Source organism: Rhizobium sp. 42MFCr.1, assembly GCF_000377185.1.
Classification (GTDB): Bacteria; Pseudomonadota; Alphaproteobacteria; order Rhizobiales; family Rhizobiaceae; genus Rhizobium; species Rhizobium altiplani.
On the sequence record NZ_KB897818.1, the window covers coordinates 228,910 to 251,269 of the forward strand.

At 59.8% G+C, this 22,360-nt stretch carries 24 protein-coding genes; 10 read left to right on the forward strand and 14 right to left on the reverse strand.

The features are described from left to right. The first annotated feature begins 30 nt into the window (after positions 1-30). Entirely contained in the window at positions 31-1,182 is a 1,152-nt protein-coding gene (locus tag C934_RS0101130; RefSeq protein ID WP_018854873.1) for a hypothetical protein, read from the forward strand. 20 nt (positions 1,183-1,202) lie between these two features. Here C934_RS0101130 and C934_RS0101135 read toward each other — a convergent pair whose 3' ends face one another. From C934_RS0101135 to C934_RS0101145, 3 genes are all read right to left on the reverse strand, one after another. Further along, complete coding sequence (locus C934_RS0101135; protein WP_025661197.1) at positions 1,203-1,436, reverse strand: BolA/IbaG family iron-sulfur metabolism protein; 234 nt, start codon at positions 1,434-1,436, stop codon at positions 1,203-1,205. Between the two features lie 19 nt (positions 1,437-1,455). Then, a complete protein-coding gene (gene purL, locus C934_RS0101140; RefSeq protein WP_018854875.1) occupies positions 1,456-3,690 on the reverse strand; it encodes a phosphoribosylformylglycinamidine synthase subunit PurL in 2,235 nt (744 codons plus the stop codon). Between the two features lie 255 nt (positions 3,691-3,945). After that, entirely contained in the window at positions 3,946-5,364 is a 1,419-nt protein-coding gene (locus C934_RS0101145) for an aminotransferase-like domain-containing protein (RefSeq protein ID WP_018854876.1), read from the reverse strand. A 78-nt stretch (positions 5,365-5,442) separates the two neighbouring features. Here C934_RS0101145 and C934_RS0101150 point away from each other — a divergent pair, with 78 nt between their 5' ends. After that, on the forward strand, positions 5,443-5,703 hold the full coding sequence (locus C934_RS0101150; protein WP_018854877.1) for a DUF1127 domain-containing protein: 261 nt from the start codon (positions 5,443-5,445) through the stop codon (positions 5,701-5,703). Here the strand turns inward: C934_RS0101150 and C934_RS0101155 are convergent, their stop codons facing one another. The 7 genes from C934_RS0101155 to C934_RS0101185 all read right to left on the reverse strand — a co-directional run bounded on the left by C934_RS0101155 (position 5,704) and on the right by C934_RS0101185 (position 11,612). Next, positions 5,704-6,102: a hypothetical protein gene (locus C934_RS0101155; RefSeq protein WP_018854878.1), complete on the reverse strand. Its 399-nt coding sequence runs from the start codon at positions 6,100-6,102 to the stop codon at positions 5,704-5,706. 47 nt (positions 6,103-6,149) lie between these two features. Next, positions 6,150-6,821, reverse strand: a complete 672-nt coding sequence (purQ, locus tag C934_RS0101160) for a phosphoribosylformylglycinamidine synthase subunit PurQ (protein WP_018854879.1) — start codon at positions 6,819-6,821, stop codon at positions 6,150-6,152. Positions 6,822-6,829: 8 nt separating this feature from the next. After that, a complete protein-coding gene (locus tag C934_RS0101165; RefSeq protein WP_018854880.1) occupies positions 6,830-7,075 on the reverse strand; it encodes a hypothetical protein in 246 nt (81 codons plus the stop codon). 22 nt (positions 7,076-7,097) lie between these two features. Further along, on the reverse strand, positions 7,098-7,340 hold the full coding sequence (purS, locus tag C934_RS0101170; protein WP_018854881.1) for a phosphoribosylformylglycinamidine synthase subunit PurS: 243 nt from the start codon (positions 7,338-7,340) through the stop codon (positions 7,098-7,100). A 33-nt stretch (positions 7,341-7,373) separates the two neighbouring features. Next, a complete protein-coding gene (purC, locus tag C934_RS0101175; RefSeq protein WP_007532892.1) occupies positions 7,374-8,138 on the reverse strand; it encodes a phosphoribosylaminoimidazolesuccinocarboxamide synthase in 765 nt (254 codons plus the stop codon). A 231-nt stretch (positions 8,139-8,369) separates the two neighbouring features. Next, positions 8,370-10,583, reverse strand: a complete 2,214-nt coding sequence (locus C934_RS0101180; RefSeq protein WP_245267899.1) for a putative bifunctional diguanylate cyclase/phosphodiesterase — start codon at positions 10,581-10,583, stop codon at positions 8,370-8,372. A 474-nt stretch (positions 10,584-11,057) separates the two neighbouring features. After that, on the reverse strand, positions 11,058-11,612 hold the full coding sequence (locus C934_RS0101185) for an RBBP9/YdeN family alpha/beta hydrolase (RefSeq protein WP_018854883.1): 555 nt from the start codon (positions 11,610-11,612) through the stop codon (positions 11,058-11,060). 158 nt (positions 11,613-11,770) lie between these two features. Between C934_RS0101185 and C934_RS0101190 the strand changes: the two genes are divergently transcribed. Together C934_RS0101190 and C934_RS0101195 are read left to right on the forward strand one after the other, a co-directional pair. Further along, the gene (locus C934_RS0101190) at positions 11,771-12,574 is read left to right on the forward strand and encodes a DUF2189 domain-containing protein (RefSeq protein WP_018854884.1); all 804 of its coding nucleotides are present in this window, start codon (positions 11,771-11,773) and stop codon (positions 12,572-12,574) included. 71 nt (positions 12,575-12,645) lie between these two features. After that, positions 12,646-13,125: a low affinity iron permease family protein gene (locus C934_RS0101195; RefSeq protein WP_018854885.1), complete on the forward strand. Its 480-nt coding sequence runs from the start codon at positions 12,646-12,648 to the stop codon at positions 13,123-13,125. 6 nt (positions 13,126-13,131) lie between these two features. On the opposite strand, the gene purB is transcribed toward C934_RS0101195, so the two are convergent. The 4 genes from purB to C934_RS0101215 form a co-directional block, all read right to left on the reverse strand. Further along, complete coding sequence (gene purB, locus C934_RS0101200; RefSeq protein WP_018854886.1) at positions 13,132-14,439, reverse strand: adenylosuccinate lyase; 1,308 nt, start codon at positions 14,437-14,439, stop codon at positions 13,132-13,134. Positions 14,440-14,501: 62 nt separating this feature from the next. Then, positions 14,502-14,993 carry a hypothetical protein gene (locus C934_RS0101205; RefSeq protein WP_018854887.1) on the reverse strand — a complete coding sequence of 164 codons (492 nt, stop codon included), beginning with the start codon at positions 14,991-14,993 and terminating at the stop codon, positions 14,502-14,504. 16 nt (positions 14,994-15,009) lie between these two features. Next, the gene (rpe, locus tag C934_RS0101210) at positions 15,010-15,690 is read right to left on the reverse strand and encodes a ribulose-phosphate 3-epimerase (RefSeq protein WP_018854888.1); all 681 of its coding nucleotides are present in this window, start codon (positions 15,688-15,690) and stop codon (positions 15,010-15,012) included. 42 nt (positions 15,691-15,732) lie between these two features. Then, the gene (locus tag C934_RS0101215) at positions 15,733-16,815 is read right to left on the reverse strand and encodes a branched-chain amino acid ABC transporter substrate-binding protein (RefSeq protein WP_026371478.1); all 1,083 of its coding nucleotides are present in this window, start codon (positions 16,813-16,815) and stop codon (positions 15,733-15,735) included. Between the two features lie 171 nt (positions 16,816-16,986). On the opposite strand from C934_RS0101215, the gene C934_RS0101220 reads away from it, so the two are divergent. Genes C934_RS0101220 through C934_RS0101245 form a run of 6 tightly spaced genes read left to right on the forward strand, consistent with a single transcriptional unit; the run spans position 16,987 to position 22,359 of the window. Then, positions 16,987-17,481, forward strand: a complete 495-nt coding sequence (locus C934_RS0101220; protein ID WP_018854890.1) for a flavin reductase — start codon at positions 16,987-16,989, stop codon at positions 17,479-17,481. A 21-nt stretch (positions 17,482-17,502) separates the two neighbouring features. Continuing rightward, positions 17,503-18,432: an AAA family ATPase gene (locus tag C934_RS0101225; protein WP_018854891.1), complete on the forward strand. Its 930-nt coding sequence runs from the start codon at positions 17,503-17,505 to the stop codon at positions 18,430-18,432. Between the two features lie 3 nt (positions 18,433-18,435). Continuing rightward, positions 18,436-19,698, forward strand: coding sequence for a vWA domain-containing protein (locus C934_RS0101230; protein WP_018854892.1), 1,263 nt, complete (start codon positions 18,436-18,438; stop codon positions 19,696-19,698). After that, positions 19,695-20,024 (forward strand): XdhC family protein, encoded by a 330-nt coding sequence (locus tag C934_RS0101235; protein WP_026371479.1) that lies wholly within the window; start codon positions 19,695-19,697, stop codon positions 20,022-20,024. Before C934_RS0101230 ends, C934_RS0101235 begins: the two co-directional genes overlap by 4 nt. Further along, positions 20,024-20,728: an XdhC family protein gene (locus C934_RS0101240; RefSeq protein WP_018854894.1), complete on the forward strand. Its 705-nt coding sequence runs from the start codon at positions 20,024-20,026 to the stop codon at positions 20,726-20,728. The genes C934_RS0101235 and C934_RS0101240 overlap by 1 nt, the downstream gene beginning before the upstream one ends. Continuing rightward, on the forward strand, positions 20,725-22,359 hold the full coding sequence (locus C934_RS0101245) for an NTP transferase domain-containing protein (RefSeq protein WP_018854895.1): 1,635 nt from the start codon (positions 20,725-20,727) through the stop codon (positions 22,357-22,359). The genes C934_RS0101240 and C934_RS0101245 overlap by 4 nt, the downstream gene beginning before the upstream one ends. Position 22,360 lies beyond the last annotated feature (1 nt).

Consider the following 22,360-nt stretch of genomic DNA (forward strand, 5'->3'; position numbering starts at 1 on the left):
TTCCTGCCGTGCGCGGCCAGAAAGAAAATAATGACATTGATTTCGAAACGGGTCGTTCTCCATTTTCCGGGGTTCGAGCCACTTGATGGGCGTGCTCACAGGGCGCGCTATGAACGATCCGCAAAACAAAGTGCAGCGACCTGGAATTTCTCCGTGCTGACAGGCGAGCCGGACGACGGACCGGCGTCGACGGCGTTCAAGGTGAAGGCGGGTGTTGACGGATGGGAAACCAACAGCCACATCCATATCTTCGACCTCAATGCTTTGGTGGAGCAGCTTCGATCACGCAGCATACCTGCGCAAATTCTGGCGGGCTTTCGTAGTGCTCTGCAGGTCATCCTCCATGGCGGGATGGCCGGCTACTTCAGGCACGCTTGGCGATTCGGGCTGTTCTTCGTCTTTCCGTTCCTGATGATGATACTCGGCTTTTCGCTTAGCGCCACGATCGCCGTGATACCACTCGAAATGGAGTTGCCCGCTTTTCATCTCCTGTGGAGCACGGCGTTGGCATTGTGTTTTTTCGTCTTCGTGTTTCTGCCTTTCGCGGAGCGCTTCTACACGCTGCATCTCTTCGCTGACTGGCGGATGGCGGTCGCTCTTGCCCGGACGAGCGATGCGGCATTCGACCAGTGGCTAGATCGCTGTGCCACGGCCGCGCAGACCGCCCTGTCGGAACCTGCGCAGGAGTATGTGATCTCATCTCACAGTATGGGATCCAGCGTCGCCGCCCACGTCGTTGGCCTCCTGCTCGAACGGGATCCTGATGTTTTTGCCGGCAAGAAGGTGATCTTTGCAACGCTCGGCTCGGCAATCCTGCAATGCGCATTGTTGCGCCCCGCGCACGTGTTGCGGTCACGGGTCGGCCTGATCGCGCGATGCGACAGCGTCAACTGGCTTGATGTCCACTGTCTGACCGACGCCATTCATTTCTACAAGGTGCCGGTCGTAGCGGTTTGTGGACATGGAAATGCACGGCCTGCGAAGATGATCTTCATTCGCGTGAAGCAAATGCTGACTATCGAGCACTATAAGAAGATCAAGAAGGATTTCCTGCGCGTGCATCGGCAGTATGTCCTGGGGCCAGACCTGCGGGCGCCCTTCGACTTCACGCTGCTAACCGCCGGCCCACGCTCGGACATGGTCTTTGCTGCAGACGGTTATAACGAAATGCCCGGCTTCTAACCGGGCATTTGCGTTCGATATCACTCAGGTGCCGATGTCTGCAGCGCCAGGGCATGCAGTATGCCACCCATGTTGCCCTTCAGGGCCTCGTAGACCATCTGATGCTGCTGCACGCGGCTCTTGCCGCGAAAAGCTTCCGCTACCACCTCAGCCGCATAATGATCGCCGTCGCCGGCAAGATCGCGGATGGTCACCTTGGCGCCGGGGATGCCGGCCCTGATCATGTCTTCGATATCACCGGGTTTCATAGGCATGATCGTTACTCCTTGCGCATTATTCCGTGGCAGCCAGTGTGCCATGGCCTTCCATGTAATCAGGGAACCATGATTCATGGGCGTCGCGCAATTGCTGAATCGGCAGCGACAGCAGATCGTCAATCACGAGGCTTTCACCTTCGACAGTGCCGAGGCGGCGGAAAGGTACACCCGCACCTTCGGCGTTGGCGCAGACGAAATTGGCAACATCCGCTGGCACCGTCAGCACGTAGCGGGCCTGATCTTCGCCGAATAGGAGCGCGTGCGGTGCACCTTTGCTTTCACGAAGATCGATCTTGAGGCCCTTGCCTGACGCCATCGCCATTTCGGCGAGAGCCAGAACGAGGCCGCCGGAAGAGATATCGTGGCAGCTCGTTGCCTGGCCGTTTCGGATGACCGAGCGGACGAAGTTGCCGTTACGGCGCTCCGCGAGGAGATCGACCTCGGGAGCGGGGCCTTCAGTGCTGCCGACGACATCGCGCAGATAGGCCGACGAACCGAGATGGCTGCCGTCCGTACCGATCATGATTACCTTATCGCCATTCGAGGCGCTGCCGATGCGCGCCATCTTCTTCCAGTCGGGCAGAAGGCCGACGCCAGCGATCGTCGGTGTCGGCAGGATCGCAACGCCGTTGGTTTCATTGTAGAGCGAGACGTTCCCCGACACGATGGGGAAGTCGAGGACGCGGCAGGCTTCGCCGATGCCTTTCACGGCCTGAACGAACTGGCCCATGATTTCCGGCTTTTCAGGGTTGCCGAAGTTCAGGTTGTCGGTCGCCGCCAGCGGCTCTGCGCCGGTAGCCGTGATGTTGCGCCAGCATTCTGCGACTGCCTGCTTGCCGCCCTCGAACGGATCGGCCTCGACATAGCGCGGCGTCACATCGGACGAGAATGCAAGAGCCTTGGTCGGATGGTTCTCGACGCGAACGACGCCTGCATCACCTCCCGGAAGCTGGAGTGAGTTGCCCTGGATCAGGGTGTCGTACTGTTCGTAAACCCAACGGCGGCTCGATTGATTGGGAGAGCCAACGAGCTGCAACAGCGCCTGGCCGTAGTCTGCCGGTGCGGCAACGAGGTTCGCGGGCAGCGGCGCACGCTTGTCCGATTCTCGCCACGGACGATCATATTCTGGCGCCTGGTCGCCGAGATCCTTGATCGGCAGGTTGGCGACTTCTTCGCCCTGATGGACAACGCGGAAGCGCAGGTCGTCGGTGGTCTTGCCGACGATCGCAAAATCCAGGCCCCACTTGGTGAAGATCGCCTTCGCCACGGCTTCCTTTTCCGGCTCCAGAACCATGAGCATGCGCTCCTGGCTTTCGGACAGCATCATTTCGTAGGCGGTCATCTGCTCTTCGCGCACCGGCACGGTATCGAGATCGAGCAGAATGCCGAGATCGCCCTTTGCACCCATTTCGACGGCCGAGCAGGTGAGGCCGGCAGCACCCATGTCTTGGATGGCGATGACGGCGCCGGTCTGCATCAGCTCGAGGCAGGCTTCCAGCAGGCACTTTTCGGTGAAGGGATCGCCGACCTGGACGGTCGGACGCTTTTCCTCGATGGACTCATCGAATTCGGCCGAGGCCATGGTCGCACCGCCGACGCCGTCGCGGCCGGTCTTTGCGCCGAGATAGACGACCGGCAAGCCGACGCCCTTGGCTTCCGAGAGGAAGATGGCATTCGACTTGGCCAGGCCAGCCGCGAAGGCGTTGACCAGGATATTGCCGTTATAACGCGCGTCGAACTCGACTTCGCCGCCGACCGTCGGAACGCCGAAGGAGTTTCCATAACCGCCGACGCCCGAGACGACACCGGAGACTAGGTGACGGGTCTTCGGATGGTCCGGCTCGCCGAAACGCAGCGCATTCATTGCTGCGATCGGGCGTGCACCCATGGTGAAGACGTCGCGCAGAATGCCCCCGACGCCTGTGGCCGCGCCCTGATATGGCTCGATGTAGGACGGGTGGTTGTGGCTCTCCATCTTGAAGACTACGCAGTCGCCGTCATCGATATCGACAACACCGGCATTTTCACCTGGGCCCTGAATGACGCGCGCACCTTTGGTCGGCAGCGTACGCAGCCACTTCTTGGAGGATTTGTAAGAGCAGTGCTCGTTCCACATGGCCGAAAAGATGCCGAGCTCGGTGAAAGTCGGTTCGCGTCCGATCAGGCTCAAGATCCGCTGATACTCGTCTGGCTTCAGACCGTGGGCGGCAATCAGTTCGGGGGTGATCGGGCGGGTATTGGAAATGGTCATGAGCTCTCGGAAGTCCCTGCCGTTGCGCGATTGCGGTGTCTTTAGCCTAAGTGAATGAAACGCGCGATAGGAAAATGCCCGCTGTTAACAGACAGCAGGCACCAAAAGGCGACTATCGTGCCAGCTCAAAACTTGTAGCCGACCTGGATGCCGGCGCGCGTAATCCGAATTACGCACCATCGATCATCGGCGGGTAAAGCATTTTTGCCGACCGACGATGCTTTGTCGCTGGTCTGCGGCCGATCTGCCGTCGCTTCAAATCTCACCATCATAGCCGGCGCCGCCGCTTTCTAGTAGGCGTCTCAAAGTCATCAATCCTGCAACCAGATCGTCACGGTTTCTGGAGGACGAGAAGCCTATCCGCACGCGGTGATAAACTTTCTCGGCGCGAGCGGCCTTGAACTCGTCCTCGTCATCGATCAGCACGCCATCTCTATAGGCGGCGTTCTTGAAGGTTCCCGAGAGCCAGGGATCGGGCAGCTTCAGCCAGAGGAAGGGAACATGCGGATGGGACACAAAATCGTATCCCTGTAGTTGTTGCCGTGCGAGGCGCTCGCGGATGGCCAGTTCGGCCGTGCTTGCCTTGCGGATTTCGTGTGCTTGGCCGCTCTGAACGAGACGGGCGCAAGCCTCGGCCAGAATGAAAGGCAGCCCGCCCGTAATCATCTTGTGCGTTACCTTGATCCGCTGCGCAAAATGCGGCGGGCAGGCGACCCAGCCGCCGCGCACTCCGGCAGCCACGGACTTTGAAAGGCCACTGATCAGGAAGGTGCGATCGGGCGCGAGCGACGCCAGCAGGGGATTTTCGTCTCCAGTCATGCCACCGTAGAGATCGTCCTCTATCAGCCAGACGCCATGCCTGCGTGCAATCTCCGCGATCCGTACCCGCCGCTCGCAAGGCATCGTAGCCAGGGTGGGATTGTGCGCGGTCGGCATGAGGAACGCGAGCTTGGGATGCTGCTGAAGACACAAGCGCTCGAAGTCATCGGGGATTACGCCGTTCTCATCGGAGTCGACGGTGATCGTACGGCGACCAAGAATGCGGGCGCTGCGGCTGACCTGCGTATAGCTCAAATCTTCAAATACGATCTTGTCACCGGGCGACGACACGGCCGAAATCACCGAGACCGCCGCCGCGTGTGCGCCGAGGGTAGGGACGATGTTTTCGGTGTCGGGCGTCCAATCGTTCCTGGCGAGCCAGCGCCGCCCTGCCTCGTACCAATTTTGCGGGAAAACACGGGAATAGGACGAAATCTCGGAAAGCTGCTCCTCGCCGATTGCGGCGAGCACGCTGCCGATGATCTTGCCCTGGCCGAGGTCCGGAGCCGCGGTGGTGTCAAAGCGTATCTTGCCGGCCGGCGCATCAATCGGACGCGTGCCGCCGAGCGCGATGGTCAGTGGGTCCGGCTGATTGCCGGGTGCCGTCTCGGCGCGATCCAGGACATATGTGCCGCGGCCGACTTCTCCCGCGACGAGGCCGCGTTCGTGCACCAGCGCATAGGCCCGGCCGATTGTCCCGATTGTCACGCCTATGTCGTAGGCAAGGTTTCGCTGCGGAGGCAACTTGCTGCCAGCGGGCAATGTACCTGCGGCAATGGCTGATTCAATGCTGTCCGCAATCCGGAGGTAAACCGGGCCGAAACCGCGCGAAACGTCTGGGAGCCAATTTGTCATGATGACAATTCTCTATATTGTCACCCTTCGTCCGTCAAGATTATCTGAATTACAGACACAATCCACGTGGAGAATGAAATGTCCGCCGTTCCAGAGAACGAGCTCCGGATTGCACCGCTCCCTTCCAAGGTGCAATCGATACAATGCCGCATTCAGCAAGGCTCTCGCCGTGTGCCGCGCACCTTGCTGGTGTCCGCATTGCAACGACTAACATCGTGGCATCAGAAGCGAGAGAGCCGCAGGGTGTTGCGTGATCTGACGGACGCCGAACTGCTGGACATTGGCGTCACGCGCGCCGAGGCGAACAAGGAGGCCAGCAAGTCGTTCTTTTGGGACTGATCAGCCGCAAGCCTTGCCGCCGGAGGCCCAGCGGGTGACATCCTTGACGATCCGCGGTCCGGTGGCGCCTTGCATCATCGGACCGAAGGCATCGAGCTTGGAGGGGTTGCCCTCTGCCTGAACAACGAGCAATGGGCGGCTTTCGGGGCTTCCCTTGTGCACGACGAGAATGCGCGGACGACCGGAGAAGGAATTCAACTCCGGCGCCAACCTGTATGCGGCAAAGGCCGCGTCGCCCGACTTGAACCAGCAGGCGTTCGCACCGAGAGCAACGCGCTCCATGGTGGACAGCGCGCTGCGGTCAGGACCCTTCGCGGGCGTGTTCGATTGGCAGGACGCGACCAGCGCCGCCGTTGCGGCAATCGCGAGAACACGTGTCGTCGAAAGGCGAGGACGCATCAACTTGCTCCAATGGACTGGATGAATGGCCTCTTACGTGCCGAAGGTTAAGCTGCGATTACCTCGAGGGCGGATGCGAACAGACCACGGCCGTCGGAACCGCCATGCGCTGCTTCGATGAGGTTTTCGGGATGCGGCATCATGCCGAGGACGTTGCCCTTATCGTTCATGACCGCGGCAATATCGTTGATCGAGCCGTTCGGGTTGGTGCCTTCCGCATAGCGGAATACGACCTGGCCGCTGCCTTCGATCTTTGCCAGGGTCTCGGCGTCGGCGAAGTAGTTGCCGTCGTGATGGGCGACTGGGCTGCGAATGATCTGACCCTTGGAATAGGCGCGGGTGAAATCGGTGTCGGCGTTGACGACTTCGAGCTTGATCTCGCGGCAGACGAATTTGAGCGAGGCATTGCGCATCAGCGCGCCAGGAAGCAGACCTGCCTCGAGCAGGATCTGGAACCCGTTACAAACGCCGAGAACCTTGACGCCCTTGTTTGCCTTTTCGATGATCGCCTGCATGACCGGCATGCGCGCTGCGATAGCGCCGCACCGGAGGTAGTCGCCATAGGAAAAGCCGCCGGGGATGACGATCAGGTCGACGTCCGGAATATCCGTCTCCGTTTGCCAGATGGTCACCGGCGCGTGACCGGAGATTTTCGTCAGTGCTGCGATCATGTCTCGATCGCGATTGAGACCCGGAAGTTGAACGACGGCTGATTTCATGAGTGCGGCTAAAACCTTGTTTGTGCTTCTGCAAGTTCTCTGAGTACGAGACGCTTTTCAATACGCTCCAGCCGGCCTTCGTGCCGACCGAGAACACCGTAAATACTGTGTATTTCCTGCTCCATCGTGGTCATCGTGTCGCGCATGCAATGCATTTCGCTTCGGATCTCGTCAAGCGACGCGTCCAGCGTATCGATGTGCTCGTTCACCTTCGTCAACAACTCAAGCATGAGCTCTTGCGTCAATTCAGCCATCGAGTGCGCTCCACGACCAAGATTAGTCGACGGAAATATTATAGTTCTCGATCACCGTATTTGCGAGGAGTTTCTCACACATTGCCTTGAGGTCGCTCGCCGCTTTCTCCTTGTCAGCGCCTTCGAGTTCGACGTCGAAAACCTTGCCCTGACGGACATGGCCGACACCATCGAAGCCGAGAGCACCGAGGGCGCCCTCGATTGCCTTGCCCTGCGGATCGAGAACGCCGTTCTTCAGCGTGACGGTTACACGAGCCTTGATCACTTTATCTTCCCTGTCTTGCTTGGCCTGAAAGTCTTACTTCACGAGCACCGGTCCGGTGCCGCGCACAGGCTCGTTCTCGTTGATGATGCCGAGGCGGCGCGCAACTTCCGAATAGGCTTCGAGAAGTCCACCCATGTCCCGGCGGAAGCGGTCCTTGTCCATCTTTTCACGGGTATCGATATCCCAGAGACGGCAGGAGTCCGGCGAAATCTCATCGGCCAGTATGATGCGCATCATGTCGCCTTCGTACAGGCGACCGCATTCGATCTTGAAGTCGACAAGCTGGATGCCGACGCCGAGGAAAAGACCGGTCATGAAGTCGTTGACGCGAATGGCAAGCGCCATGATATCATCGAGTTCGGCGGGGTTCGCCCAGCCAAATGCCGTGATGTGCTCCTCGGAAACCATCGGATCGTCGAGCGCGTCGGACTTATAATAGAACTCGATGATCGAGCGTGGCAGCACGACGCCTTCCTCGATGCCAAGGCGCTTGGACAGCGAGCCGGCGGCAACGTTGCGTACAACGATCTCAAGCGGGATCATTTCGACTTCGCGGATCAACTGCTCGCGCATGTTGAGGCGACGAATAAAATGCGTCGGAATGCCGATCTTGTTCAGATGGCTGAAAATGTATTCCGAAATGCGGTTGTTCAGAACGCCCTTGCCATCGATGACTTCGTGCTTTTTCTTGTTGAAGGCGGTGGCATCGTCTTTGAAGAACTGGATCAGCGTGCCCGGTTCCGGGCCCTCATACAGAATCTTGGCCTTGCCCTCGTAAATACGGCGGCGACGGTTCATTGCAATTGTTCTCTATCGTTGGCGCTCTTGGGATAGCGCGAGTGGATCGATCTCGTGGCGTCCCCTTAAAGGAAAAGCGAGGGTTTCACAATCCGCCTGTCACTCCTTCCCCGGAATCCGGGATTGCCGGAGTGCCGCTAAGAGAATCGAAGACTTTCTGCGAAGTAGTTTACAGGTTTTTTGCGATCAACGGAATGTGAGCCGTCCGTCTCGGCGGAGTCATGCAGGCCTTTATCTTTGGCCGGAGCTGTTGATCGACTTGCGCAGGTCCTGTTGCAGGCCGCGGGCAGGGCCTTCCACGCCCCGCCAGGACGCAGCGCGTGCAAAGGGCGCTATCTGCAGTGCGGGCATCGGGCGGGCCAGCGCGTAGCCCTGGAGCATGTCGCAACCGAGGTCGCAGAGGATTCGGACGTGGTCCATCGTCTCCACCCCCTCAGCCGTGACGAGAATGTTCAGCGAACGACCGATGTCGATGATCGAACGGACGAGCTTCCGCTGCTCTGCCGAGTGGGGCAGCATGCGGATCAGCTCGCGGTCGATTTTCAAGGTCTTCGGGCTCAGCTTCAAAAGGCTAACAATCGACGCGTGGCCCGTGCCGAAGTCATCGATCTCGATATCGATGCCGAGGCGGCGTAGCTGCCGGAGATTGGCGGTCACGGCATCATCGCAATCGTCCAGCGAGATCGATTCAAGCAGTTCGAAGGAGATCGTGCGAGGCTCGATCTTCAGTCCGCGAAGCTTCTTCGCAAGGTTCGGATCGGCGAGGCGACGAGACGAGACGTTGACTGCGATCTTCGGGATGCGAAGCCCTTCATCCTCCCATCGCTGGCGATCCGCCAGTGCCTGCTCGAGGATAAGACCGTCGATCGTCGAGACAACATCCAGATCTTCGGCAATCGCGAGGAAGCGATCGGGGGCCAGCAAACCGTGTTCGCGGTGCTGCCAGCGCGCCAGCGTCTCGACGCCGGCAACCTCGAGCGTTCGCGCCTGGAACTGCAACTGGTAGAACGGAATAAACTCGCCGCGTTCCAGGCCAAGCAGGATTTCGTCGGCCAGTCGCTTGCTGGCGATGATGCGGCGGCGCTCATCGGTCGAGAAGAATTCGTGGCGATTGCGTCCACCGCTCTTTGCACGGTAGAGCGCGATATCGGCATTTAGCAGAAGTTGCTTGGCATCCAGCGCCGGACCGTCCCCCGTGGCGATTCCTATACTTGCGCCGAAACGGCAATCATGGCCCTCGTAGCGAATAGGCTTGCAGAGCTCGCGGATGATGCGTTCGGCCAGATTAGAGATCTTCCTTGGTGTGACGTCGAGGGTACACAGGACCACGAACTCGTCGCCACCAATACGAGCGACGAAATCAGTGGAACGGACGTTCCTTTTCAGGACCTGCGCAACGTGCTTCAGCATCGCGTCGCCGGCACGGTGGCCGAGCGTATCGTTGATCTGCTTGAAGCGATCGAGATCGATATGGAGGATCGCGAGCGTCAGGCCGGTCCGGCGACATTCGGCGGAACGCTCGTCCAGCATGCGATCCAGGTATCGGCGATTGGGTAAGTTGGTGAGGTAATCATGCAGCGCCAGGTGCTCGATGTTTTCCTTGGCGCTTTCGAGCTCCCTATTGCGGGCTTCGGCGAGATCCTTGGCGCGCTGCAACTCGTTATTGAGCCGGACTTCGGCAGTGACATCCCAATTCGCACCGATCAGCTTGCGGCGTCCGTCGCTGTCGAGAAAAAATGCCGCCTTTGCGCGGATGACGCGCTCGATGCCGTCCTGCCGGATGATGCGGAATTCGTGCTCAAAATCGGTGTTGTCAGCGATGCTCTCGCTGATGGTCGCTAGCACACGTTCCCTGTCATTGGGATGCAGCGAAGCCTCCCAGGCATCGCCCGTGGTGGCTGGCGACGTCCCAGTAATGCCGTAGATCGCCAGAAGACGGTCGTCCCAATCGACAGTGCCATTCTCGATGTCGGCCTCGAAGACGCCGATATTGGAGATATCAAGCGCGAGATCGAGGCGTCGCGACACGTGCGCCAGCCGCTCCTCCGCCTCCTTGCGCTCGGTGATGTCGGTATCGGTGCCGACGAGGCGGGCAGGGGCGCCATTTTCGTCCCATTCGACACAAGCACCACGGCATTCGATCCAGATCCAGTGGCCGTCCCTGTGGCGCTCGCGATACACGAAAATCTGATAGTCCGGATCGCCTGCATTCTGACGATCGATCGCCCTTACGACGAATTCCCGATCATCGGGGTGGATGAGTTCAATCCAAGTGTCATAATCCCCGTCGGCATCCTCATCGGGCGCCATGCCACGAATGGTCTTCCAGGTATCGGAATAGTAACGCTTGCCAAGACGAAGATCGTGGTCCCAGACGCCGAGGCCTGACCCGACAAGAGCGTAGTTCCAGCGACTCTCGCGCTCCGAGAGTTCGGCGCTATTTATTGGGGGCGCGTGGTCGTCGAGCCCGGTCGCATGAAGCTTGGTCTTCGGTTTGCCCCGGTTGCCGGGTGTCGATCGTTTCAATCTGCGTACTCGCTCTCCTGGCGCGTGTATATTTTGGATGCATTGAATTAAACAGCCCTTAATGCCATAAAAATAATATCTACGTAAAAACAATTACTTGGTTGCGCGTTCCGCCCTGCGTAGCCTGAGGGGCGCAGACAAGGTTCGACAATGCCCATTCACTTGTGCAGTGGTGCCCTATATCGCCCCAATTGGCGGAGGGAATGCGATGTCTCCAGAATGGCCGATGTTCATACTGCAATGCATCGTTCTTGTGGGCCTGGCGGGCGTTCTCTTCATTCGCGGAGAGGGTGACTAGCCGATTGCTCAGCTAAAACCGCCCGAGCGTTCCCGTGCTGGGCGCGGCGATGCAATGCCCGACTGTGAATTGCGGTTCTGCCAAAGCGTCCGGTATTACGGCTTCAAACGGCCAAGGAATTGGGCAAACACCATTGTTCCTTCCGGCCAAGGCCCGTGGCCGGACTCGGTGTTGATATGGCCGGCCTCACCAGCGTCAATGAGGAGGGATCCCCAGCTTGCAGCGATGTCATCGGCGTGCTCATAGCTGCCGAAGGGATCGTTGCGGCTGGCGATCGTGATTGTCGGGAAGGGAAGTGGATCCCGCGGGTACGGGCCGAATGTCATCAGGTGCTTCGGCCGTATTGCCGGATTGGCGACATCGGGCGGTGCAACGAAGAATGCCCCGGCTATCTTGTTGCGAAAATGGGGAATTGCATGGATCGCCGATGGAATGCCAAGGGAATGCGCAACCAGCACCACCGGTCGCGTGGCAGCGTTCACCTCCTCGGCGATCCGCTGAACCCAATCGTCGCGGACCGGCTTCGACCATTCTGCCTGTTCGACACGACGAGCCGTGCTGAGCTTGGCCTCCCAGCGGCTTTGCCAATGATCGGGGCCGGAATTCGTATAACCGGGAATGATGAGGATTTCGGCGTCTGAAGCTTTCATGATGGCGCGGATGTGAGAAAGCTCGACGGCGATGTCAAGGGAGGGTGGGACAAGGCTTCTGAAATTTGTTATGTTTTTGGCAGTGCCGGTTGCGTCTCGTATCGGCGTTGTCGCCGATCCTTTCGCTGCCGGCTATCTTGGCTGAGGAGGAGAAAGCCATGACGGCATTCCATGTTATGTCGGGTGCAAGCGATGTCTACACACGCCCGGTCGTCAACAAGATCAGCGTTTCGGATGTCTTTGATGCGCTACGGCGCGGCCTCGACGATTTTCGTGAAAAACCATCCCACTATGTATTTTTGTGCCTGATGTATCCGATTGCCGGCATTTTTCTCGCTGTCGCGACGTCAAGTGCTAACCTCCTGCCGATGATTTTTCCGCTGGTATCGGGCTTTGCACTGATCGGCCCTATCGCTGCGATCGGGCTCTATGAGATCAGCCGCAGGCGCGAAGCTGGCATGGATACCTCGTGGAGGCACGCGCTCGAGGTAACAGGATCGCCAGCGTTTCCATCGATCATTGCTGGCGGATTGTTGCTGTTTGGCTTCTTCGTCGTCTGGCTTGTCGCTGCGCAGACGCTCTATGCCAACGTGTTCGGCGACGTTTTCCCGCGATCGATCTCGCTCTTCCTCTCAGAGATCTTCGGCACGGCTGCAGGGCTGCAGTTGATCATTTGGGGACACGTGCTTGGTCTGGGCTTTGCTATTATCGTGTTGGCCACGACCGTCGTCACCTTCCCGTTGTTGCTGGATCGGGATGTCGGTCTCGTCTGCGCGATGGAGACATCGGTCAGAGCGACCGTCGCCAACCCGATCCCCGTCTTCTGCTGGGGGCTGATCATCGCCGTTTCTCTCATCGTCGGCACCATCCCGCTCTTTGTCGGGTTGGCGTTGGTGATGCCGATCCTCGGGCATGCCAGTTGGCACCTGTATAGGAAGCTCGTGGCACCGCCAGTGGTCTGACAGTCAGGGCGCCGGGAACTGCAACACCTCCCTGGGAGTTTCGCTGAGGCGAATACCGAGGGAGGTTATACATGGAAACGCCGCAGCATCTGTTTACCCGCTTTGCCAGCAGGACTTCTGAATGGGCAGGCAGGCCCGCCACGTTCGTGCTGGCGGTCGTACTCGTCGCGGTATGGGCAGGGACGGGCCCGGTCTTCGATTTCTCCGAGACTTGGCAACTGGTCATCAACACCGGAACGACCATCATTACCTTCCTGATGGTGTTCGTGCTTCAGAACGCGCAGACGCGGGATGCTCGGGCGGTGCAGGCCAAACTCAACGAAATCATACTCACCAGCCACGCGGAAAACCGCTTCATCGGCATCGAGCATCTTGACGACGAGGACCTCCAACATCTCGATCGCCTCGTTGCCAAGGCGGCGAAAGGCGTTCGCAATCAACGGTCGTCAAAAGCGTCCAACGGTCAAAATGGTGGAGGCGAGGCGAGCGCGTCGGCAAGGCTCAAGAAGACGAAGCGTAAAACGGCGCCCGTGAAGGCGCCGTCTCGGTAATCCAGCTTAGGCAGCGCCGAAGACGCGCCGGAAGATCGTATCAACGTGCTTGGTATGATAGCCAAGGTCGAATTTCTCGCGGATTTCCACTTCGGTGAGCGCGGCACGGACCTCGGAGTCGGCAAGCAGCTCCTCCAGGAAATCCTTGCCCTGTTCCCACACCTTCATGGCGTTTCGCTGGACGAGCCGGTAGGCATCCTCGCGGGAAACGCCTGCCTGTGTCAGCGCCAGAAGCACGCGCTGCGAATGCACGAGGCCACGGAACTTGTCGAGGTTCTTCATCATGTTGTCGGGATAGACCACGAGTTTCTCGATGACGCCGGCCAAACGGTTGAGGGCAAAGTCGAGCGTGATCGTCGTGTCGGGCCCGATGCCGCGCTCGACGCTCGAATGGCTGATATCGCGCTCATGCCACAGGGCGACGTTCTCCATGGCGGGAACGACCGACATGCGCACCAGGCGCGCCAGACCGGTCAGGTTTTCAGTCAGGACCGGGTTACGCTTGTGCGGCATGGCCGAAGAGCCCTTCTGGCCGGGCGAGAAGTATTCCTCAGCTTCCAGGACTTCCGTGCGCTGCATATGGCGAATCTCGATCGCGACGTTTTCGATCGAAGAGGCAATGACGCCGAGGATGGCGAAGAACATCGCATGCCGGTCGCGCGGAATGACCTGCGTCGAAACCGGCTCCGGCACCAGGCCGAGCTTGGCGCAGACATGTTCCTCGACGCGCGGGTCGATATTGGCGAAAGTGCCGACAGCGCCGGAGACCGCACCGGTGGCGATTTCGGCACGCGCGGCCAGCAGGCGGGCGCGGTTGCGGCTCATCTCGGCGTAGAAGCGCGCGAGCGTCAGGCCCATCGTGGTCGGCTCGGCATGAATGCCGTGGCTGCGACCGATGCGGACGGTGTCCTTGTGTTCGAAGGCGCGTGCCTTGAGAGCGGCGAGCAGACGATCCATGTCGGCGAGCAGGATGTCGGCTGCGCGGACGAGTTGGATGTTGAATGTGGTGTCGAGAACGTCAGAAGACGTCATGCCCTGGTGGACGAAACGCGCATCGGAACCGACGATCTCTGAAAGGTGCGTCAGGAAGGCAATGACATCGTGCTTGGTGACGGCCTCGATTTCATCGATCCGCGCAACGTCGAACGTGGCGGCGCCGCCTCGTTCCCAGATCGTCTTCGCAGCCGATTTCGGGATGACACCCAGTTCGGCGAGCGCATCGCAGGCGTGAGCCTCGATCTCGAACCAGATGCGGAATTTGGTTTCGGGCGACCAGATGGCGACCATCTCTGGCCGGGAATAGCGCGGGATCATGGCTTCCTGCTTTCGTTCATAAGGAAATGCTGGCGCCCCTGTATCAAAGACAGGCGGCAATCTCAACGCATGCGTTTAGCAAGCGCAACACTAGTGCCGAAAAGGCAGAGAAGGCCGAGCGGAAGAAACAGGCGAATTCCAAGGACGGCGAACTGATAGACTGCACTGGCACCGGTGAAGACGAATTGAAACACCCACGTCAGGGATCCAAAAGAAGCGTGCCACGCCGAGTAGAAGACCCGGTAGTCCATGGCGAATAGAAAGGCGGTCATCAGGATCGTCCCGGCAGCAAGTGTCAGGAAGAAGGCTGCAAAACGCGTCTCCGGCGAGCGTCGGTGCGCAAGGAAGCGACCCAATGGCAACATGAATGGCCAAGCCAGCAATCCGCCTGTGAAATAGAGTAGCGCGAGGTCGCGGAGATGTGCCGTCTCCATTCCGTTTCTGAAACAGAGCGCGGCCATCGCGGACGCGAGCATCTGCGTGCCCCAGAGCACTGCGCCTGCGAATAGATCGGGGAGAGGCGGGCGCGCCGCCTTGAGCCGCTCGGAGATCAAGGACGGCCTGCTTTCATCACGACTTGGACTGACCTTCGGCGGCACTGCGCAAGGCGCTGATGGCCGCCTTGTAGGCCTCGACCGAGCCGCCCTTGAAGATCGCCGAACCTGCGACGAGAACATTGGCGCCAGCTTTGCCGACGATCGGCGCCGTTTCGACTGTTACTCCACCATCGACTTCGAGATCGATCGGCCTGTCACCGATGAGTGACCGCGCGGCGGCAATCTTGTCCGCCATCGCGGGAATGAATTTCTGTCCGCCAAATCCGGGGTTTACCGACATGATAAGGATGAGGTCGACCTCGTCGAGGACATTTTCTAGTGCCGAAAGCGGCGTGGCCGGATTGAGGGTGACGCCGACCTTTTTGCCCAGGCTGCGCACAGTTTGAAGCGACCGGTGGAGATGCGGCCCGGCTTCGGCATGGACGGTAATGCGGTCGCAGCCCGCCTTGGCGAAGGCCTCCAGGTAAGGATCGGCAGGTGCAATCATCAGATGGCAATCAAAAACGGCGTCCGTATAGGAACGCAGCGATTTGATCACATCAGGGCCGAAGGAAATGTTTGGGACGAAGTGACCGTCCATGACGTCGAGGTGAATCCAATCGGCTCCAGCCGCGGTCACGTCACGGACTTCCTGGCCCAGTTTGGCAAAATCGGCGGCAAGGATGGATGGCGCGATGCGAATGGGCGTAGTCATTGACGTCTCTCCGTAAAACTCGTGCAGCGGCGGCGGCAAAGCCTATTCGATCGGAGCGCTTGGCAGCACGAACGAACCGGCGTGCCATAGCAGCAGGCGGTAGGGGTTATCGGCCAATTCATGGCCGGCGTTGAAAGCAATCTTTCCGATAATCGTCTCGAAGGAGGTGCCGCCGATATGCTGCGCGATCGGCCTATCATCAGCGCCGGCATCCTGGACAGCCTTCGTCGCGATTTCCACAGCTGCATAAGCAGGCAGTACATAGCCCTCCGGCTCGACGCCGCCGGCGCGTAACGCATCGACAACCGACTTCGCTTCCGGCCGCGCCGCATAGTCAGGCAGGGCAACGGCGTAAATGCCATCGGCAAGCGCGAGCGGTTGGTTGGCAGCCCGCATGGCGTCGCCACCGAGGATATCGAGTTGAATCTTTTCCGCCGCTGCATCACGTGCGATCACTGCAACGTCGCTGCGATCCCCGCCGACAAATACCTTTGTCGCCCCGGCCTTCTTCAGGCGGCGTACAAGAGCAACCTGCTGCTCCTGGCCCGGTCGATAGGTGTCGGTGAATACCGGCTTGAGGCCTTTTTCCTCGAGCGCGTTTCGGATCGCTTCCGTAAGCTCCCGGCCATGGATAGTGCCGTCTTCGACCAGTGCGATCGGCGAGGCCGCCCACTCCCGTACGATCACCTCGATAATCTTCTCCGCTTCCGCGCCATCGGCCGGCGCCATTCGATAGAGCGGCCAGGCATTTTTTAGCGCGTCTTCCATGAGGATGCGTGAGCGCACCGAGATGGTAATCGCCGGGATATTGGCATCCTTCAGCTTTGGCAGTGCGCCCTCGAGCGTCTCGCTGCAGAGAAAGCCTACGGCTACCTGGACCTTGGCATTGATCAACGCGTCAGCGATCGCCGCGCCGCTGTTTTCCTCGCAAGTCTCCGCGACCGTGACGATCGTGTTGCCATCCTGCTGGATCCTGGCAGTGGCACCGGCAATGATCTGGGCTCCGATTGGCGCGAGGTTGCCAGTCTGTGGCGCAACAACGCCAATCGTGAGGCCGGCGGCATGGCATTCTCCGGCCGCAAGGAGCAGCATCGGCAGAAGTGCTAGGCCACGCAAAGTATTCATAAAAGCCGCAGGTCCGTGTCGTTTGTCCTGCTCTTTTATCCGTCCGGCATCGATCGTCAAAGAAAAACGCACGGTTGGGAAGCTTTTCGCCTGGCTTTTGTAGAAAAGGTAACCGATCACCTTCATATTATAGAAAACAGCAAAACCGGTGACGCCGGATGGAGAATGCCTTTGTTGAACAAGCAACCGATCGACCCGCGCCTCTACCGGGATGCGATGAGCCGCTTTGGCGGCCATGTGCAGCTCGTAACGACGGCGATCGGCGAGGAGCGCAGAGGCGTGACGATCACTGCCGCTTGCTCGGTATCCGATAGCCCTGCGACCGTACTGGTATGCCTGAACAACAGCAATCCGAAGAACGACATCTTCTTTCGGAGCGGCATCTTTGCATTGAATACCTTGGCCGCGCATCATCAAGCGCTTGCGGATGCTTTTTCGGGGCGTGCGCTGCTCACCAACGACGAACGCTTCGCGACGGGTGTGTTCGACAAGCTGGTAACGGGCGCGCCCATCCTTCGCGACGCGCTTGCCTCCTTCGATTGCCGCGTGAGCGAAATCAAGGAAATGTCGACGCACCACATCATTTTCGGCGAGGTCGTGGCAGTCCGGTACAACGAGGCGAAGCCTGCGCTTGTCTATATGAACCGGGATTACCACACGCTATAACTCCTGAAAAAGGGAGGAGACATGCCGGATCAAACTCATCCGCCGCTGCCATCGTCGATCGATGAGACGATCGCGATGCTGGGCGATCAGGATTATCTCGCGGGGCGGGCGCTTGGAACAGTGCTTTTCCTGGCCCTGAAGATGAAGCGTCCTCTCTTTCTGGAAGGCGAGGCGGGTGTCGGCAAGACCGAGATCGCAAAGGTGCTCTCGAAAGCTCTCGGCCGGCCGCTGATCCGCCTGCAATGTTACGAAGGACTGGATATCGCTTCGGCTGTCTACGAATGGAACTATCCGGCACAGATGCTCGAAATCCGCCTGGCCGAAGCGTCCGGGCTGACCGACAGGAACAGGATAGAGTCGGACATCTTCTCCGAACGATACCTCATCCGCCGGCCGGTGTTGCAGGCTCTGTCGAGCGCAGATGGGCGGGCGCCCGTCTTCCTCATCGACGAGCTCGACCGCACCGATGAAGCGTTCGAGGCCTTTCTGTTGGAGGTTCTCTCTGATTTTCAGGTGACGATCCCCGAGCTCGGCACTATCCGTGCAGCCGAGCCACCGATCGTCATTATAACCACGAACCGGACGCGTGAGGTTCACGACGCGCTGAAGCGGCGTTGCCTATACCATTGGGTCGATTATCCCGATGCCGCGCAGGAGCTGGAGATTATTCGCCGCAAGGTGCCGGGCTGTAATGCGGCTCTGTCCGCGCAGATCGTCGCCTATGTACAGAAGCTTCGGGCACTGGATCTTTTCAAGAACCCGGGCGTAGCCGAGACGATTGATTGGGCGACAGCGCTGACCGAACTCGATCGCCTGGCGCTCGATCCGGAAACGATTTCCGATACGATCGGAACACTGCTGAAATACCAGGACGACATCGCGCGTATCCAGGGTAGCGACGGTGCGAAAGTCCTGGAGGATATCAGGGGCGAGCTGCAGGCGGCAGGATAACGGATGGAAGCTACAAGCCGACAGGATGGGATTGTCTTTCCGCCTCTTCCGGTCGGTGACGGTCGTTTTGCCGATAATATCGTCTTCTTTGCCAGGGTACTGCGGAAGGCCGGCATGAAGATCGGGCCGGCCGCGATCGTTGATGCGATCGAGGCGGTCGAGACGATCGGTATCGGGTCGCGTGAGGAATTTCACGCCGCGCTCTCATCCGTCTTCGTCAAACGGCACGAAGACAAGCCGGTCTTCGACGAGGCGTTTCGCCTTTTTTGGCGCTCGCGGGACCTTGTCGAGAAGATGATCGCAATGCTGTCGCCAAGGGCGTCGGAAACCCTCCAGAAGGAGAAGGCAAAGCCCGGCGAAAGCCGCGCCGCGTACGCCTTGCTCGGCGACCGAAGGGACAACAAGCCGCCGCGCGACGAGCCTGATATCGAGATCGATGCGCGCTTTACGATGTCGGGCAACGAAGTCTTCCGGCGGATGGACTTCGCCCAAATGTCTGCGTTGGAGATTGCCGCGGCCAAGAAGGCACTTGCGAAACTGCAGCTGCCTCTGGACAAGGTGCGGACCCGGCGCTTCCGCCCATCGCATGCTCACGCCCATGTGGATGCGCGCGCGACGATGCGGGCTGCATTGCGCAGCGGGGCCGGCCTCATTCTTCCGCGATACCGCGAGATCCGCGAGGTTCAGCCACCCTTGGTCGTTCTCGCCGATATCTCCGGCTCGATGAGCCAGTACACGCGCATCTTTCTGCACTTTCTCCATGTGCTAACGGAGAAGCGCCGGAGGGTTCATACCTTCCTGTTCGGAACGCGCCTCACGAATGTCACTCGCCAGATGCGGCACAAGGATCCCGACGAAGCAATGGATGAATGCGCGGCAGCGGTAAGGGATTGGTCCGGTGGGACGCGGATCGGTGAGACGCTGAGGGAGTTCAATCGCCTGTGGGCTCGCCGTGTGCTGGGGCAGGGCGCGGTCGTGCTGTTGATCACCGACGGGCTGGAGCGCGAGGGAACGGATCTGCTCGCGGCAGAAATGGACAGGTTGCATCGCTCGTGTCGGCGACTGATCTGGCTCAATCCGCTGCTGCGCTTCGACGGCTTCGAGCCGCGCGCGCGTGGCGTGCGCGCAATGCTGCCGCATGTTGACGAATTCCGACCGGTTCACAATCTATCATCCTTGAGCGACCTTGCGGAAGCACTCGGCGCAACGCGATCGACGGAATGTGACCCGCGCCGGTACCTCGAAAGATTGAAAGGCATCGCATGACAGGTACATCGTTTGACCTTGATCCGTTAATGACGGCGGAAGCCTGGAGAAAAAGCGGGCGAGACGTGGCGATTGCCACGGTCATCGAGACGTGGGGATCGGCGCCACGACCGGCCGGAAGCCATCTCGTGATCGACCGAGACGGCAATTTCGAAGGCTCCGTATCGGGGGGCTGCGTCGAGGGCGCCGTTATCGCCGAGGCGCTTGATGTGATCGCCGACGGTAAGGGGAAGATGCTCGAGTTTGGTGTTGCGGATGAAACGGCGTGGCGCGTCGGCCTTTCTTGCGGCGGCCGGATTCGTGTCTATGTCGAAAGGCTCAATTGATGGATGCGGCAAATCTTGCGCGGCTGAATGACGCGCGCCGGGCGCGCCGCGCCGCCATGCTGCTGACTGATCTCGAAAAGGGAGGAGATACCGTTGTCCTTGAGGGGGAGCCAGTGGAACCCTCCTTGCGAGCGGATATCGAGGCTGCCTTTCGCTCAGGGAAATCGACGGCAATCGAGGTCGATGGGCATCGCTACTTTCTTAACGTGCATCTGCCGCCGGCCCATATCGTGATTATCGGCGCCGTTCACATCAGTCAGGTCCTGGCGCAGATGGCATCGCTTGCCGGCTTCGATGTGCGGATCATCGATCCGCGCACGGCTTTCGCCACGCCGGAACGGTTCCTCGGGACCGATCTGACGGCGGATTGGCCGGTGGATGTCCTCAAGGATCGTCCGCTGGACGCCTATACGGCGCTCGTCGCCGTGACGCATGACCCGAAGATCGACGACTATCCCATTACCGAGGCGTTGCGGACCGGCTGTTTCTATGTCGGAGCGCTCGGCAGCCGGAAGACGCATGCGACTCGGCTAGAACGGTTGCGCGCAGACGGTGCGGACGAGGCCGCGCTTGCCAAAATCAGCGCGCCGATCGGGCTTAATATCGGTGCGTCGAGCCCAGCCGAAATCGCGGTCGCCATTCTCGCGGAGATCGTCCAAACGCTGCGGACGCGGACCTTGTCTCCGGTTGGTGACAGCAAATGAAGTTCGGATCATTCTCCATCGAGGCAGCCGAGGGCGTAGTCCTCGCCCATTCCGTGAAGCTTGCCGGCGGCAGCCTGTCCAAAGGACACAGGATCGGTGCCGGCGACATCGAAAGGCTGCGCGGTGAGGCTATAGGGCAGGTCATTGCTGCACTAATGGAGGAGGGCGACGTCGGGGAGGACGAGGCGGCGAGACGACTTGCGCAGGCAATCGCGCCCGACCATTTGCGCCTCTCTGAGGCTTCCACGGGACGCGTGAACGTCTATTCGACTGTTGACGGCCTGTTCGTCGCAAGCCGCAGCGCCGTCGACCGGCTGAACAGCATCGACCCTGCTATCACGCTTGCCTGTCTCAACGATCATGTGCCCGTTCGCAATGGCGACATGGTTGCGACATTCAAGATCATCCCGCTCGCCGTGTCCGGCGCCAAACTCGACCTTGCATGCGAGGTGCTGCGGTCGACATCCGCCTTCGAGGTGAAGCCCTTTGCCGGCCGCTCGGTCTCGTTGATCGCGACGGAACTGCCGTCGCTGAAGCCATCGGTCATGGACAAGACGGCACGCGTGCTTTCCCGGCGGCTTGTCGCATCAGGCAGTCATCTCGTGAGGGAGACGCGGGTTGCTCATCACGTCGAACCGGTAGCGCAGGCGCTTCTCGACGCATTGCGGCTACCCGACAGCGCCCCGAAGTTGGTCATCCTTTTCGGCGCGTCCGCCGTGATCGACGCGGAGGATGTGATTCCCGAAGCCATAAGAAGGGCCGGCGGCGAAGTCGTGCAGGTCGGCATGCCTGTCGATCCAGGGAACCTGCTTGTCCTCGGTCGGATCGGTGATATTCCCGTCATCGGCGCACCGGGATGTGCACGCAGCCCGAAGGAGAATGGCTTCGATTGGGTACTCGACCGCATTCTGGCTGGCGAACAGCCGAGCGCAGTCGACATCAGCGGCATGGGTGTGGGAGGTCTTCTGATGGAAATCCAGGCGCGGCCCAGCCTACGCGAAGCCGAGGCGCGCACTAGCCCCGCCGGCAAGCTTGTTACAGTCATTCTTGCCGCGGGCCAGGCCAGACGGATGGGAGAGGGCCGCCCGCACAAGCTGCTGGCGGAGTTTGGCGGTGTGCCGCTTATCCGGCGATCGGTGATGACCGCGATCGGCAGCCGCTCGGCGTCGGTGATCGTCGTGACGGGACATCGTAAAAGCGAGATTGAATCAGCACTGTCCGGACTTGACGTGACAATTGCTCACAATCCGGATTACGCGTCGGGCATGGCTTCGTCGCTCGCAACGGGATTCTCGGTCGAGCACGCCCGTGACGCGGATGGAATTCTCGTTATGCTTGCCGATATGCCGGGTGTGTCCAGTGATGATCTCGATAAGCTAATGGCAGCTTTCCGGCAATCTGACGGCCAGTCGATCATCCGCGCGGTGTCGCGCGGCAAGCGTGGCAATCCCGTGATATTGCCTAAATCTCTATTTGATGCAGTGCTGCGGCTGGAGGGTGATGTCGGGGCGCGGCATATCATCGAAACATCGGGCGTGCCTGTCGTGGACATCGATATTGGCGATGCGGCGCATCTGGATGTGGATACGCCGGAAGCGGTCATTGGCGCAGGAGGGGTTTTAAAGGGCTAAG

What these genes read in the sequence shown, in the direction of transcription:
- C934_RS0101145 (WP_018854876.1), bottom strand. Translation starts at nt 5,364, where the DNA reads ATGACAAATTGGCTCCCAGACGTTTCGCGCGGTTTCGGCCCGGTTTAC.
- C934_RS0101240 (WP_018854894.1), top strand. Translation starts at nt 20,024, where the DNA reads ATGGATGCGGCAAATCTTGCGCGGCTGAATGACGCGCGCCGGGCGCGC.
- C934_RS0101245 (WP_018854895.1), top strand. Translation starts at nt 20,725, where the DNA reads ATGAAGTTCGGATCATTCTCCATCGAGGCAGCCGAGGGCGTAGTCCTC.
- C934_RS0101215 (WP_026371478.1), bottom strand. Translation starts at nt 16,815, where the DNA reads ATGAATACTTTGCGTGGCCTAGCACTTCTGCCGATGCTGCTCCTTGCG.
- C934_RS0101235 (WP_026371479.1), top strand. Translation starts at nt 19,695, where the DNA reads ATGACAGGTACATCGTTTGACCTTGATCCGTTAATGACGGCGGAAGCC.
- C934_RS0101195 (WP_018854885.1), top strand. Translation starts at nt 12,646, where the DNA reads ATGGAAACGCCGCAGCATCTGTTTACCCGCTTTGCCAGCAGGACTTCT.
- C934_RS0101165 (WP_018854880.1), bottom strand. Translation starts at nt 7,075, where the DNA reads ATGGCTGAATTGACGCAAGAGCTCATGCTTGAGTTGTTGACGAAGGTG.
- C934_RS0101230 (WP_018854892.1), top strand. Translation starts at nt 18,436, where the DNA reads ATGGAAGCTACAAGCCGACAGGATGGGATTGTCTTTCCGCCTCTTCCG.
- C934_RS0101130 (WP_018854873.1), top strand. Translation starts at nt 31, where the DNA reads ATGACATTGATTTCGAAACGGGTCGTTCTCCATTTTCCGGGGTTCGAG.
- C934_RS0101190 (WP_018854884.1), top strand. Translation starts at nt 11,771, where the DNA reads ATGACGGCATTCCATGTTATGTCGGGTGCAAGCGATGTCTACACACGC.
- C934_RS0101150 (WP_018854877.1), top strand. Translation starts at nt 5,443, where the DNA reads ATGTCCGCCGTTCCAGAGAACGAGCTCCGGATTGCACCGCTCCCTTCC.
- rpe (WP_018854888.1), bottom strand. Translation starts at nt 15,690, where the DNA reads ATGACTACGCCCATTCGCATCGCGCCATCCATCCTTGCCGCCGATTTT.
- C934_RS0101225 (WP_018854891.1), top strand. Translation starts at nt 17,503, where the DNA reads ATGCCGGATCAAACTCATCCGCCGCTGCCATCGTCGATCGATGAGACG.
- purC (WP_007532892.1), bottom strand. Translation starts at nt 8,138, where the DNA reads ATGAACCGTCGCCGCCGTATTTACGAGGGCAAGGCCAAGATTCTGTAT.
- C934_RS0101185 (WP_018854883.1), bottom strand. Translation starts at nt 11,612, where the DNA reads ATGAAAGCTTCAGACGCCGAAATCCTCATCATTCCCGGTTATACGAAT.
- purB (WP_018854886.1), bottom strand. Translation starts at nt 14,439, where the DNA reads ATGATCCCGCGCTATTCCCGGCCAGAGATGGTCGCCATCTGGTCGCCC.
- C934_RS0101135 (WP_025661197.1), bottom strand. Translation starts at nt 1,436, where the DNA reads ATGCCTATGAAACCCGGTGATATCGAAGACATGATCAGGGCCGGCATC.
- purQ (WP_018854879.1), bottom strand. Translation starts at nt 6,821, where the DNA reads ATGAAATCAGCCGTCGTTCAACTTCCGGGTCTCAATCGCGATCGAGAC.
- C934_RS0101155 (WP_018854878.1), bottom strand. Translation starts at nt 6,102, where the DNA reads ATGCGTCCTCGCCTTTCGACGACACGTGTTCTCGCGATTGCCGCAACG.
- purL (WP_018854875.1), bottom strand. Translation starts at nt 3,690, where the DNA reads ATGACCATTTCCAATACCCGCCCGATCACCCCCGAACTGATTGCCGCC.